The 13,353-nt window shown below is 35.0% G+C and carries 12 protein-coding genes; 7 read left to right on the top strand and 5 right to left on the bottom strand.

Annotated features, from left to right (window positions below; translation table 11 throughout):
- Positions 1-241 precede the first annotated feature (241 nt).
- Complete coding sequence (locus tag ABEB31_RS03405; RefSeq protein WP_347049936.1) at positions 242-928, bottom strand: response regulator transcription factor; 687 nt, start codon at positions 926-928, stop codon at positions 242-244.
- Positions 925-2,187, bottom strand: coding sequence for a sensor histidine kinase (locus ABEB31_RS03400; RefSeq protein ID WP_347049935.1), 1,263 nt, complete (start codon positions 2,185-2,187; stop codon positions 925-927). Before ABEB31_RS03400 ends, ABEB31_RS03405 begins: the two co-directional genes overlap by 4 nt.
- Before the next feature lie 162 nt (positions 2,188-2,349).
- Between ABEB31_RS03400 and ABEB31_RS03395 the strand changes: the two genes are divergently transcribed.
- Together ABEB31_RS03395 and ABEB31_RS03390 are read left to right on the top strand one after the other, a co-directional pair.
- Positions 2,350-2,766, top strand: a complete 417-nt coding sequence (locus tag ABEB31_RS03395; RefSeq protein WP_347049934.1) for a DUF1573 domain-containing protein — start codon at positions 2,350-2,352, stop codon at positions 2,764-2,766.
- A gap of 257 nt (positions 2,767-3,023) precedes the next feature.
- Positions 3,024-4,601: a L,D-transpeptidase family protein gene (locus tag ABEB31_RS03390; RefSeq protein WP_347049933.1), complete on the top strand. Its 1,578-nt coding sequence runs from the start codon at positions 3,024-3,026 to the stop codon at positions 4,599-4,601.
- Between the two features lie 148 nt (positions 4,602-4,749).
- Here ABEB31_RS03390 and ABEB31_RS03385 read toward each other — a convergent pair whose 3' ends face one another.
- Positions 4,750-5,256 (bottom strand): C40 family peptidase, encoded by a 507-nt coding sequence (locus tag ABEB31_RS03385; protein WP_347049932.1) that lies wholly within the window; start codon positions 5,254-5,256, stop codon positions 4,750-4,752.
- 194 nt (positions 5,257-5,450) lie between these two features.
- On the opposite strand from ABEB31_RS03385, the gene ABEB31_RS03380 reads away from it, so the two are divergent.
- The 3 genes from ABEB31_RS03380 to bglX all read left to right on the top strand — a co-directional run bounded on the left by ABEB31_RS03380 (position 5,451) and on the right by bglX (position 10,520).
- On the top strand, positions 5,451-6,551 hold the full coding sequence (locus tag ABEB31_RS03380; protein WP_347049931.1) for an SGNH/GDSL hydrolase family protein: 1,101 nt from the start codon (positions 5,451-5,453) through the stop codon (positions 6,549-6,551).
- Positions 6,541-7,920 (top strand): sialate O-acetylesterase, encoded by a 1,380-nt coding sequence (locus tag ABEB31_RS03375; RefSeq protein ID WP_347049930.1) that lies wholly within the window; start codon positions 6,541-6,543, stop codon positions 7,918-7,920. The genes ABEB31_RS03380 and ABEB31_RS03375 overlap by 11 nt, the downstream gene beginning before the upstream one ends.
- Positions 7,921-8,222: 302 nt before the next feature.
- Positions 8,223-10,520 (top strand): beta-glucosidase BglX, encoded by a 2,298-nt coding sequence (bglX, locus tag ABEB31_RS03370; protein ID WP_347049929.1) that lies wholly within the window; start codon positions 8,223-8,225, stop codon positions 10,518-10,520.
- A gap of 320 nt (positions 10,521-10,840) precedes the next feature.
- On the opposite strand, the gene ABEB31_RS03365 is transcribed toward bglX, so the two are convergent.
- Both ABEB31_RS03365 and ABEB31_RS03360 read right to left on the bottom strand, forming a co-directional pair.
- Positions 10,841-11,176 carry a DUF5615 family PIN-like protein gene (locus ABEB31_RS03365; RefSeq protein ID WP_347049928.1) on the bottom strand — a complete coding sequence of 112 codons (336 nt, stop codon included), beginning with the start codon at positions 11,174-11,176 and terminating at the stop codon, positions 10,841-10,843.
- Entirely contained in the window at positions 11,176-11,406 is a 231-nt protein-coding gene (locus ABEB31_RS03360) for a DUF433 domain-containing protein (protein WP_347049927.1), read from the bottom strand. Before ABEB31_RS03360 ends, ABEB31_RS03365 begins: the two co-directional genes overlap by 1 nt.
- Before the next feature lie 323 nt (positions 11,407-11,729).
- Between ABEB31_RS03360 and mgrA the strand changes: the two genes are divergently transcribed.
- Positions 11,730-12,686 (top strand): L-glyceraldehyde 3-phosphate reductase, encoded by a 957-nt coding sequence (gene mgrA / locus ABEB31_RS03355; protein ID WP_347049926.1) that lies wholly within the window; start codon positions 11,730-11,732, stop codon positions 12,684-12,686.
- Complete coding sequence (locus tag ABEB31_RS03350; protein WP_347049925.1) at positions 12,661-13,269, top strand: Crp/Fnr family transcriptional regulator; 609 nt, start codon at positions 12,661-12,663, stop codon at positions 13,267-13,269. Before mgrA ends, ABEB31_RS03350 begins: the two co-directional genes overlap by 26 nt.
- Positions 13,270-13,353: the final 84 nt, after the last annotated feature.

Here is a 13,353-nt window from a genome sequence, read left to right as displayed (position 1 = left end):
ACTCCGCAATCAAAATTAAAATCGTTGTCGAGCTTCTTGCGGAGATTCCTCGTACCTCGGAATGACAAATCGTTGCGATTAAGTTTTGCAAGAATCTCCCTCAGGTCCAATTTGTCATCCTGACGAAGGAAGGATCTCCGCAAGTAACTCCGCAATCAAAATTAAAATCGTTGTCGAGCTTCTTGCGGAGATTCCTCGTACCTCGGAATGACAAATCGTTGCGGTTAATCAAAAGTAAATTTTACCCAATAGAAAATCGGAAGCCAATTCCGTGTAGATTTTCTATAGAAATTCCTTTTTCATCAGCCAGAATTTTTCGCAGGCGCGAAATAAAAACATCCAGACTTCTTCCCATAAAGTAATCATCGGTTCCCCAAAGAGAAGTCAGGATCTGCTCTCTTTTTAAAACCGAATTTTTATGGTCCAGAAACAGTTTCAATAATTCCGCTTCACGTTGTGTCAGCCCGACTTTTTCATCATTATTAAAAAGAATAAAGTTTTTGGTATCAAACTGATATTTCCCTACTTCATAAATTGTTTTTAATGGCGCGACATTTTTTTGAGAACGCTTTAAGAAGATTTCAATTTTGAGCAATAATTCTTCAATACTAAAAGGCTTCACCAGATAATCATCTGCGCCTAAACGCAAACCCTTAATCCGGTCTTCTTTTAATGTTTTTGCTGAAAGAAAAATAATCGGAACTTCAATATCGATTTTCCGGACTGCTTCGGCCAATTCAAAACCATCCATTTTTGGCATCATAATATCAAAAATGCAAATGTCAAAGTCTTCCTCTTCAAATTTAGCGAGAGCAGATTTACCATCAGAACAATGAATCACTTCATAGTTATTTTGCTCCAGATTATCTTTGGTCAGAAATGCCAGGGTTTCATCGTCTTCGGCGTATAGTATTTTGAAATTACTCATTTTTTTAAAGGAATTGATATGGTTATAGTAATACCTTTTTCGACATTATTTTCAGCTTTGATTTTCCAGTTTTGCAGGCTGCAGATTTCTTTTACGTAATATAATCCAAGACCAAATCCGTTTACTTCATTGCTTTTTTCGTTCTGCACCCGATAGAACTTATCAAAGATATAAGAAATTTTTTTAGGATTTATTCCGATTCCGTTATCTCTAAACTCCAATTTCAGACAATTGTTTTCTTCATATAAATGAATTGTAATTTCAGGTTTTTCATTGCGGTATTTAACGGCGTTGTCCAATAAATTATAAACCAGATTGGCAAAGTGAAAAGTATCTGTTTCCAATACATATTCCGGAGAGGAAGTCCTGATTGTAACTGAAGCGTCAGGGTATTTTAGTTTAATGTTTTCTATTGCTTCATCCAATACAGGTACAATTAAAACACTTTCTTTCTTGAGCTCCAATGGTGTATAATCTGATTTTGCAATATTTAAAATTTTCTCCACATGACCATTTAGCTTATTGCTCTGATTGATAATTATATCGGTATAAGTAAAAAGCTTTTTGTCTTCTTTAATGGGTTTTTGTTCAATTAAATATTTTGAAGCGATGAGAATAGAAGCCAAAGGTGTTTTAAATTCATGCGTCATATTATTAATGAAATCGCGCTGCAATTCAGAATATTTTTTTTGCTGTAAGAGTTTAAAAATAGAATAAACATAAATTAGCAGAATCAGTATTAATGCTGTTGAAAGAACAAACCAAAATCGCATTGAACTAAACAAATAAGTGGTTTCATTAGGAAAACGAACTGCAAAATAATAAACCAGGTTTTTATGTTTAGGGAAGTAAACGCTTTTTTTACAATCTTCTTTTTTTGAAAGTGAAATATAGTCTCCGTAAATCATCTCATCACTTTGACAATTGTACATAGCGTATTCAAAATCGGTCGTAATATTCATTTTTTTGAATTCCGTTTTGAGATAAAATTCTAAAATTTCGGGTTCAAATTCGTTATCCACATTAACGATGTAATAATCGTTGGCAATTTTCTGCACCGGATTTTGTACAGGAAGTTCGTGATTGGTTCCTTCGTAAAGTTTTTTCGCCACTTCCAATAAAGCAATATGAGCTTTCTGACTCAGCTTTTTCTGTTCAATTGTAAAAGCTTCTTTTGTCCAGAGCAGTTGCGCGACCAAAATGCTGATAATAGCAATTAGTCCTAATATAATGATGCTGTTGAGTTTATTAATCTTCAAGGAAAAGTATTTTGAAAGTGTAATATTAATCAATTTTATACTGAAAATAAGCGATTAACAAGTCGTTAACAAACATTTGAAAGCGGTTAACAGCGATGTGAATTTGTCTGAATTACCTTTGTAATATAAATTTGAACTATAAACCATTTTAAATATACCATTATGAAAGTGATTAAAATTTCTATGTTAGCATTGGCTTTAGGCCTTATGTCTTTTTCGGCAATTGCGCCGGTACAATCTTTAGTTGCAGAGACTACAATTACAGAAACTGCTGCTTCTACAATCGTTTGGAAAGCAGAAACCATTGATGTTGGACAAATTCCGCAGGGAACTCCAAAAGCAATTGTGTATGAATTTAAAAATACAGGAAAAACAGCTGTAGTGATTACAAATGTTCAGGGATCTTGCGGATGTACTGCTACAGATTATACAAAAGAACCGGTTCAGCCAGGTAAATCTGCAAAAGTTACAGCGACTTATAATGCAGCAAACAAAGGTGGTTTTACAAAAACAGTTACAGTGACCACAAGCGCAGAAAAAACACCAAAAATCCTTACTTTAAAAGGTACAGTTATTTAAGAATTTTAATAGGTTGGTTATATGTAAAAACTCCGGGCAAGAAATTGGCCGGAGTTTTTTTTTATTATCAAGTCAAAATTTTACTGCAAAGTTCACAAAGGAGTTTACACAAAATGTGTGTCTTATATGGTTTCATAAAATTCTTTGTAAATGCCTTTACGAACTTTGCGTTTAAATATCTTGCGATCTTTTTTTAGATTAAATTCTAAATTTTGATTTAAGAGATTATTTTTTACTTTTAATGAAAATTATAAGCTATGAAAATTTGGTATTCGCCTCTTGTTGTAATTGTTTTTCTTGTTCTTTTTTCGTGTAATTCGAAAGATAAAAAAGAGGAAAATACGGTGCCGACCGTTACAGAAATTCCGGAACTGCGACTTACAATTGATAGTGTGCGTATTAATACATTTTATGAAAATTATCCTAAACTGGCTAAATTTAAGCAAGATGTCTCTTCTTTATATCAGAAAAACAAATCTACTCAGTTGTGGCAGGACAATAAAGGTTTAGTCGAGTTTAGTCATACGTTATTCAATCAATATAAAAATCTGGATCAGGAAGGGTTAAAGGCTAATTTTCCGTACAATGAAAAGTTGGGTCCTATTCTGGAAAATGCGGCAGGCAACAAACTTTCTAAAGAAGATACCGATCTGATGATTTCGAACTTGTATTACTATTATGCTGAAAAGGTATATGCAGGCTTTGATGAAAAGACCAGTATTTCGTTAGAATGGCTTTTGCCAAGAAAAAAACTGAATTACCAGCTCCTTTCAGATTCGATTTTTAAAAAGTCCACCATTCTCGATGATAAAAAGAGAAAGATGTTCAGCCAATATTATAAACTTCGTGATGCGCTGAAAGAATACAGGGCTATTGAGAAAAACGGCGGTTGGAAAAATATCGAAATCAACGAAGATTTTAAAAATATTAAAGTTGGAGATTCGTCCAGTACAGTCGCTCAAATTAGGGAAAGGCTTTTTGTTACCAAAGATTTAAAGGAAAATAACAATAGCGCTGTTTGCGATACTACTTTAATGAGAGCCATGAAAAATTACGAAATACGTCATGGTTATTCGCAAAAGAACTTCATTTTAAAAGAGCATATTGCAGATTTGAATATTCCCGTTTCGGAGCGAATTAAAACCATCATTGCTAATATGGAACGTTGCAGATGGATTGATCCCGAATTGGAAAAAGGCAAAAAGTATATTGAAGTTAACATTCCCGAATTTAGATTGTATTTGATAGAAGACGGAAAAATTGCGTTTACATCGGCAGTTGTGGTTGGAAAAACGATGAACAAAACTGTGATTTTCAGCGGAATGATGAATAATATTGTTTTTAGTCCGTATTGGAATGTGCCGCCGAGTATTATTAAAAGCGAAATCAAACCCGGAATGGCGAAAGACAAAGATTATTTAGCGAAAAAAAATCTGGAGTGGAACAACGGCGCGGTTCGTCAATTACCGGGGAGAAACAATTCTCTTGGTTTAGTCAAATTTTTATTCCCAAATTCAAGTAATATTTATCTGCATGATACGCCGTCTAAAAGTTTGTTCGAAAGAGAAAGCAGGGCTTTTAGCCACGGTTGTGTGCGTGTGGCAAAACCACGTGAATTGGCAATTGAATTATTAAAAGCCGACCCGCAGTGGACACCCGAAAGAATTGATAAAGCCATGCATGCCGGAAAAGAAAGCTGGTATACGCTAAAGAAAAAAGTACCGGTTTATATTGGTTACTTTACTGCGTGGGTAGATCGTGATGGAAATTTAAATTTCTACAAAGATATTTACAGCCGGGATGAAAGTCTGATTAAACTATTGACGGAAGAATAAAAGAGTATATTATATTTTTCACGCAGATTTGGGAGATTTCAGAGATTTCAAAAGATTTTTTAAGTACAATAAAATAAATGGGAGCGTATCTGCTCAAATCTTTTAAATCTGCGTGAAATAAAATTCATGTAATTGATGGTTAAAAAAATTACTTATTCAAAACATCGATACATTTATAAAAGCGTTTTGTATAATGTTCTGTGTCAAGTGCCGTAATCGTAACCTGCTGTGCTTTGCCCGATGAGGCATGAATAAATTTAGAGTGCATTCCGTCGGCTTCGCAAATAATTCCTAAATGACCTATTATGGTCCGGTCTTTATAACCGTAAAAAACTAAAACATCGCCAACTTTAAAATCTTCAGGTTTTAAAGCTTTTCCTAAATTTTTATATCCGCCGGAACTTCTGGGTAGGCTTAATCCAAAGTTTTTAAAAACGTAACTTACAAAACCTGAGCAGTCAAATCCTTTAGAGGGATCGGCGCCTGCATATAAATAAGGTGTGCCCAAATATTTTTTTGCATACATAATAATCGCCTCCCGTTCTGTGTCTGTAGAGACTGCAGCACTGTGAGAAACGTTTTGTTTTGATTCGTTCTTACAATTAAAAGCAGAAAAAAAGAAAAGTGGCAGGGCGTATAAAAAAAGTACTTTCATTTTTAGCGATTTAAATGCTAAAGATAAACTCTTAATTTAATATCTCGTGTTAAATTGTAAGAATTACCATTTCTTATAGTTGCATTGATGTGTTTATGTGGTGTTTTTTTATTACTTTTTGACATTTTAGTATCTTTCTGTGTACATCATTTCAAATATATTTGTGAATCGTATTTATATTTAACAAATAAATTATGTTTCTCAAAAAAATAGCGCTTTTAATTCTGTTTTTAATGATTTCGGTTGTTTCGATAGCACAAACTCAAAATTCAAATAAAACTTTTTTATACGAAGGCAGAATCGAAAAATTGCAAAATAATCAGGTGATTTTAATTGGAACTGCCGCTTCTGTTTCTTTCCATTTTACCGGAAATGAATGTTCAATTTCACTTCAAAGTGTTGATTCTTACGAGCATCATAACTATGTGTCTTTAGTTTTGGATGATAAATATATTGGTAAAATACGAATCGAAAAAGGTGCTGCTCAGTCTTTTCCAATTAAAGTTACAGAAAATATTAAAAAACATAGTCTGGAAATTTATAAAGATACAGAAGCACATTCTGGAGGAATTTTATTTGCAGGCACAACGGCAAAGCTTACTTCAATTTCGTTTAAAAAGAAAAAGAAAATTGAGTTTATTGGCGATTCTATTACTTGTGGTGCCGCGAGCGATGCATCTGAAACGCCTTGTGATAAAGGAGAATATATGGATCATCACAACAGTTATTATGCTTACGGACCCAGAATTGCAAGACAACTTGGAGTCGACTATTTAATGAGCTGCGTTTCGGGAATCGGAATGTACCGCAATTGGAATGATGAGAATAAAGATGAGGCAATTATGCCGGAGGTGTATCCGAATTTATATCTGACAAAAGATTCGTCTAAACCAAAATATGATTTTGCCTTTCAGCCGGATATTATAAGTATTGCTTTGGGAACCAACGATTTTTCTGGTGGAGACGGTAAAAAAGAGCGTCTGCCTTTTAATCCTGAAAAATATGTTTCCAATTATATCAATTTTATCAAAATGTTGTACGAACATAATCCGAAAGTGCAGATTGTTATTACCAATAGTCCCATGGTGGGCGGCGAAAGGGGAGTTGTGTTTGAAGATTGTCTGAATAAAGTAAAAGACGCTTTCGCGAAAGACAAAATGCACAAGCCAATTCAGATTTTTAAATTTAAACCAATGACTCCAAAAGGCTGCAGCGGACACCCAGACGTGGCAGATCATCAAGTTTTGGCAAACGAGTATGCTCCATTTTTAAAGAAATTACTAAATGAAAAATAATATTTTTAAGTTTGTTTTCTTTCTATTGATTTCCGGTACTATGATGGCAAACGTTTCCCTTCCAAATATTTTTGGTGATAATATGGTTTTACAGCGCAATTCTGAAGTGAAAATTTGGGGCTGGGGAAATCCGAAAGAAGAAATCAGATTGGTTTCCGGCTGGAACAATCAGGAATATAAAACCATTGCCAATAACCAGGCAAAATGGGAACTTACCATTAAAACTCCGGAAGCGGGCGGACCCTATACGATTTCTGTAAAAGGGTATAATGAAGTTGTTCTAAAGAATATTTTAATTGGCGAAGTCTGGCTTTGCTCCGGACAATCCAACATGGAAATGTCTGCCAGCTGGGGAATTGATGATGGTGAGGAGGAAATGAAAAACGCCATGAATCCCAATATCCGATTTTTTACCGTTCCGAAATTAACGGCAGAAACCCCGCAAAATAATTTGTTGGGAAACTGGACAGAATCAACTCCGGAAACCATGAAGTATTTTAGCGCTGTTGGTTATTTTTTTGCAAAACGTCTTCGTGAAGATTTAAAAAATGTTCCCATCGGATTAATTTCATCCAATTGGGGCGGAACTCCGGCTGAAATCTGGATGCTGGAGGATGTTGTAAAAAACGATCCGGTTTTACTGGAAAATGCCAAAAAATTAAACGAACAGGAATACGGGCCAAGACAACCCGGACGCGCCTACAACGCTATGATTTATCCCATTACCAGATTTAAAATTGCAGGAACGCTTTGGTACCAAGGCGAATCGAATGTAGGTTCTTTGGTTTATGATAAAACTTTAGGAGCATTAATCACTTCATGGAGAAAAGAATGGAAAGATGATTTCCCTTTTTATTACGTACAAATTGCACCTTATAAAACCGGAAGCAATAATTTCTCCAACGTAACCGTAAGAGATTCTCAAAGAAAACTACTCAAAGAAGTCAATAATACAGGAATGGTCGTAATCAGCGATGTTTCGGATACGATTGATATTCATCCAAAAAATAAAAAGGCAGTCGGAATCCGATTGGCCAATCTGGCTTTAGCTGAAACATATAAAGTAAATGTGGGTTTGACAAATGGTCCTCTTTTTAAAAATTTAAAAGTGGATAAAGACAAAGTCATTGTTTCTTTTGATTATGCTGACGGACTTTATTTTAGAAACAAAAAATCAAATCAGTTTGAATTGGCTGGAGCAGATGGAGTTTTTTTTCCTGCCGAGGCTGCTATTAAAAATAATGATGTGATTTTGACAAGTAAAAAAGTTTCAAATCCTGTAAAAGTAAGGTTTGCATGGGGAAATACGATTCAGTCAGATTTGTTTAATAAAGCGAATTTGCCAGCTTCTTGCTTTATAAGCGAATAGAAATTTGCCCGCAGATTTAACGATTAAGCAGATTCACACTGATTTTTGATACTGAAATGTCAGACTGAGCGAAGTCGAAGTCACATAATGTATCATATAGATGTTTTTTGTTTGAAAATAAGGATTTGATAAACGAAAAGATTCTTTTAACAACGATTGCGTGAGGGATAGAGGCGGTATCCTTTTGGGAGTGAAACGAAACAAAAGATAAAGCCGAAAGCCCGACCCGGAGGGACACGCCAAAAATAAACTTAGAATCCTAGTAACGCAGAGCCTTTAAAAACAAAACTAACTAAACCACTATGAAAAATAAAAAACAAATTATTATTGGGGTTTTGTCCCTTTTTACGATTGGAAATATGAATGCACAAAAAAAGCCGTATCTGGATAAGAATAAAACTGTTGAGCAGCGTATAGATTTGCTTTTGCCTCTAATGACTCTGGAGGAGAAAATAGGGCAGATGAATCAATATAATGGTTTTTGGGATGTTACGGGACCGGCTCCAAAAGGCGGAACGGCCGAATTAAAATACGAACATTTGAGAAAAGGACTCGTTGGCTCGATGCTGACAGTTCGCGGTGTGAAAGAAGTGCGAGCCGTACAGAAAATCGCGGTGGAGGAAACCCGTTTAGGGATTCCGCTTATTATTGGTTTTGATGTGATACACGGTTATAAAACTTTAAGTCCGATTCCGTTGGCAGAAGCAGCGAGCTGGGATTTGGAAGCCATAAAAAAATCGGCGGCAATTGCGGCAGATGAAGCTTCGGCATCCGGAATTAACTGGACTTTTGGACCCAATGTAGACGTTGCAAACGATGCGCGCTGGGGACGTGTGATGGAAGGTGCAGGAGAAGATCCGTATTTGGGAAGTAAAGTGGGTTACGCCAGAGTAAAAGGTTTTCAGGGTGAAACTGTTACCGATTTGGCGAAAGTAAATACGATAGCGGCTTGTGCCAAACACTTTGCAGCTTATGGTTATGTAGAAGCGGGACTGGAATATAATATTGTTGATATTAGTAACTCGAAATTGTATAATTCGGTTTTGCCTCCGTTTGAAGCCACTGTACAGGCAGGAGTTCGTACGTTTATGAATTCTTTTAATACATTAAATGGAATTCCTGCAACCGGAAATGCCTTTTTGCAAAGAGATATTTTAAAAGGAAAATGGAAGTTTGACGGATTTGTAATTTCAGATTATGCCTCTATACGCGAAATGATCGCGCACGGTTACGCAAAAGATGAAGCAGATGCGACTGCAAAAGCTGTAAATGCCGGTTCTGATATGGACATGGAATCGTATTTGTACGTCGCAAAATTAGGTGAACTTGTAAAGTCAGGAAAAGTAAAAGAGACTTTGATTGATGATGCGGTCCGCAGAATTGTGAGAGTAAAATTTGAATTGGGATTATTTGATGATCCATACAGATATTGCGATGAAAAACGCGAAAAAGAGGTTGTAGGAAGCAAAGCCAATAACGACGGCGTTTTGGATATGGCCAAAAAATCGATTGTTCTTTTAAAGAATGAGAAAAATCTGCTTCCGCTAAAGAAATCCGGACAGAAAATCGCTTTAATAGGTGCTTTGGCAAATGATAAAAATAGTCCGTTGGGAAGCTGGAGAATCGCTGCAGATGATAATACCGCAGTTTCGGTTCTCGAAGGAATGCAGCAATACAAAGACAATCAGCTGGTATTTGAAAAAGGTACTGATTTATTGAAACAGAGAGCTACTTTCCTGACAGAAACTGTTTTTAATACCACAGATAAAAGCGGTTTCGAAGCAGCTAAAAAAGCCGCAAAAGAAGCTGATGTTGTAGTAATGGTTTTAGGAGAATACGGATTTCAGAGTGGTGAGGGAAGAAGCAGAACTGATTTGAATCTTCCGGGTTTGCAACAGGAATTATTAGAGGAAATCTATAAAGTAAATCCGAATGTAGTTTTGGTTTTAAACAATGGCCGTCCGTTGAGTATTCCGTGGGCAGCAGAAAATATCCCGGCGATAGTGGAAGCCTGGCATTTAGGAACGCAAACCGGAAATGCCGTAGCGCAGGTTTTATACGGAGATTATAATCCGAGTGGAAAATTACCAATGTCGTTTCCAAGAAATGTAGGTCAGGTTCCGATTTATTACAATAAATACAGCACAGGAAGACCAATTGACAGTGATAAAAACGTGTTTTGGTCGCATTATATGGATGTGGAAAAGACACCTCAGTTTCCGTTTGGTTTTGGTTTAAGTTATACCAAATTCGATTATAAAAATTTAAAACTGAATAAAACAGCTTTCGCTAAAGGAGAAAAAGTTCAGGTTTCTGTTGACGTTACAAACTCTGGGAATTATGACGGAAAAGAGGTAGTGCAATTGTATATTCATGATGAATTTGCCAGTATCGTTCGTCCTATAAAAGAATTAAAAGGTTTTGAATTAGTAAATCTTCAAAAAGGAGAAACCAAAACGGTAACTTTTACTTTGACAGATAAAGAACTTGGTTTTTATAATAATGAAGGAAATTATTTAGTAGAACCGGGAACTTTTAAAATTATGGTCGGCGGAAGTTCTGATAAGGGATTGACGAGTGGATTTGAAATAAAAGAATAGTTTTTGAGGTTCAAAGGGACAAAGTAACAAAGGTTCAAAGTTTTTTCAATAGATCCTAGCTTCAGCTAAGGGAATACAGATTCTAATATTAAAGGACTTTAGCCAAACTACTCGCAGTTTGGCTAAAGCCCTTTCAATGTTTTCATTTTATACATCCAGCTAAAGCGGGACGCAATTCATTTTTTTAATTAATCTTTGCGTCTTAGCGACTTTGCGAGATTAAACAAAATTATTTTCTCACGCAGATTTAGCAGTTCAAGCAGATTTTTTAATCTCCTAAATCTGCGGAGTTTTTAAATAAATATTTTTTTAATAATAGTCTAATAAATTTCCAAAATCAACAATTCATTATTACAAACGAATGATGCAATAATTTCTTTTTTTGAAATCAAAAGTTCGGCAATTTGTTTGGTGTTTTTATTGAAAGTTTTTAAGATGATTACTTTAGGTGGAGCTCCTTTTAAAAGTAATAATTTCTCAAAGTCATCGTCGTGAGTAAGGATAGTAAAATCATTTTCTCTTGCAAAATTCCAAATTTCGATATCTTTTGCAGGCTGATTTACTTTTATGTCTTTAGAATGAAAGCAATCTAAGAAATTGCTTTCGACAAGTTTTATAATCCTCCAGGAAATATTAGCATCCAGAAGTAATTTCATTATGCAGCAATTATCTTAGTTATATTTTCACGATTAGCAGCAAATGCTAAAGATGCAAGAATGTGTTCTTTTTTTATTTCGGGAAAATCTTCAATAATTTCTTCAAAAGACATTCCTGTAGCTAACCAGGAAAGTATATCAGAAACGCAAATTCTTGTTCCTGTAATAACAGGTTTTCCAAATCTGATATCGGGATTTATCGAAATTAAATTTTGCCAGCTATTTTCCATGATTTTTTTATTTAAAACAAAATTACAAAATTTAATCATAGTAGTTTAGTTTTAAAATTTTTTAACGAACTATAGCAGTTAGGCTAAAGTCTTTGTGTTTTTATTAATTTTATTATCCAGCTAAATCTTGACGCAATTGAATCTTAGATTTTAAAAAAACTTTTGCGGCTCTGCGTTTTTGTGAGATAAATAAAAAAATTTTGTGCCTTGGCGTCTTCGTGGCAAAAAACTTTTATCTCCTAAATCTGCAAAATCTGCAAAATCTGCGGGAGTTTTTTTACCTTTAAAACCTATTAAAAAACTCCAACCATTAAATTAAAATAATGAAATACAACAGATGTGGCAAAAGCGGTTTATTACTGCCTGAAATTTCTTTAGGATTGTGGCATAATTTCGGATCGGTAGATAATTTTGAAAATGCAGAAAGCATTGCTAAAGAAGCTTTCGATAAAGGAATAACTCATTTTGATCTGGCTAATAATTACGGTCCGGTGCCGGGGTCTGCCGAAGAAAATTTCGGAAAAATACTATGGCATAATTTTCAGGGGAACCTTCGTGACGAAATCGTGATTTCAACCAAAGCCGGTTATACCATGTGGGACGGACCTTATGGTGACTGGGGTTCGAGAAAATATTTGCTTTCAAGTTTAGACCAGAGTTTAAAAAGAATGAATATTGATTATGTCGATATTTTTTATTCGCACCGTCCCGATCCGGAGACTCCGATAGAAGAAACTATGATGGCTTTAGACCACGCGGTGAGAAGCGGAAAAGCTTTATATGTCGGCATTAGTAATTATTCTGCCGAACAAACCAGAGTTGCAGTTGATGTTTTAAAACAATTAGGGACGCCATGTCTGATTCACCAGGCCAAATATTCGATGTTGGAGCGTTGGGTAGAAAACGGACTTTTAGATGTTTTAGAAGAAAAAGGCGTGGGTTGTATTGCTTTTTCACCTCTGGCGCAAGGCCTTTTGACGGATAAATATCTAAACGGAATCCCTGAAAATTCAAGAGCACATAATCCAAACGGACATTTGAAAGAAGCTGAGGTTACGCACGAACGCATTCAGAAATTAATTCAACTGAATGAAATTGCTCAAAACAGAAACCAATCTTTGGCTCAAATGGCCTTGGCTTGGTTACAGAAGGACAAACGAATTACTTCGGTTTTAATTGGCGCGAGTTCTGTAAGACAATTAAATAATAATATTGACTGTTTGCAAAGGCTTGATTTTTCGAATGATGAATTAAATGCAATCGAATCTATTCTACAATAATAATAACGCTCCCATGTTTGATCATTTTAAAAATAAATTTCTCATAGAAGATCAGAAATGGGAGCATTACAAAACGCATTTTAATAAACTCGAAGTGCCTTCAAAAACGGTTCTGTTGAATGAAGGCGAAATTTCTGAACGTATCTTTTTTATCGAAAAAGGATGTGTACGATGCTGGTTTAATAAAGATGGAAAAGATTTAACCATACAGTTTTTTTTAGAAGGCGGTATGGTTGCCTCTATAGAAAGTTTTAGAAAGAAAATTCCAAGTCCGATTACAATAGAAACTATAGAACCGTGTATTTTATGGTATGTCTATAAAAAAGATATGGATACAATTGTCAATGAATTAATCGAAATTCCGGAACTAAGAAATAATTTTATAGACAGCATTTTTGAGCGCACTTTTGATTATATAAAACACTTTGTTTCGTTTATAAAAGATACGCCAGAACAGCGATATCTTAATCTTCTAAAAGAAAATGCGCAGATTATAAAACGTATTCCACAGCATTATATCGCTTCTTATCTTGGAATCACTTCGGTTCATTTAAGCCGGATAAAAAGTAAACTGCTCAAATAATCACAATCTGCATTTGATAACAAATGTTATCGCACAACGATTTACGGCGGACTAATTTTGCTTCATAAATTTTAAACAACATTA

It is taken from the genome of Flavobacterium olei, assembly GCF_039749035.1.
Lineage (GTDB): Bacteria > Bacteroidota > Bacteroidia > Flavobacteriales > Flavobacteriaceae > Flavobacterium > Flavobacterium olei.
Note: the sequence above shows the minus strand (reverse complement) of the source record. Positions and strands in the feature narration are given on the sequence as shown.